The 435-nt window shown below is 66.4% G+C and carries 1 protein-coding gene; it reads left to right on the forward strand.

Going from position 1 to position 435, the window contains the following annotated elements:
• A partial coding sequence (locus NBZ85_RS31880; RefSeq protein ID WP_261563512.1) for a terminase large subunit occupies window positions 1-435 on the forward strand: 435 nt, incomplete at both ends.

Here is a 435-nt window from a genome sequence, read left to right on the forward strand (position 1 = left end):
TCTACGGGTTGGATGACGCCCAATTATTCTGGCGCCGTCAGCGGATCAGCCGCACCAGCCTGGACCTGTTCCGCCAGGAGTATCCCTGTTCGCCCGAGGAGGCCTTCATCTCGACCGGCCGGCCGCTGTTCGACCAGGAGGGCGTGTTGGAGTCCCTGCGGGTTGCGCCCGACCCCGTTGCGCGTCTCGGATGGTTCCCGGGCGCCGGCTTCGAGCCGGATCCGCGCGGCGAACTTCTAGTCTACGCGGAGCCCGATCCGATGCGGAACTACTTCATCGGGGTCGACGTGGCCTTGGGCGTGGAAGGCGGCGACTACTCGGTCGCCCAGGTGCTGGACGACAGCGGCGCGCAGGTGGCGACGTACCGGACGCATGTCCATCCCGACCCTCTGGCGGACGTTCTTCTGGCTCTGGGTCGTATGTACAACGATGCAC

Source organism: Frankia tisae (assembly GCF_025403405.1).
In the GTDB taxonomy this organism is placed as follows: domain Bacteria; phylum Actinomycetota; class Actinomycetes; order Frankiales; family Frankiaceae; genus Frankia; species Frankia tisai.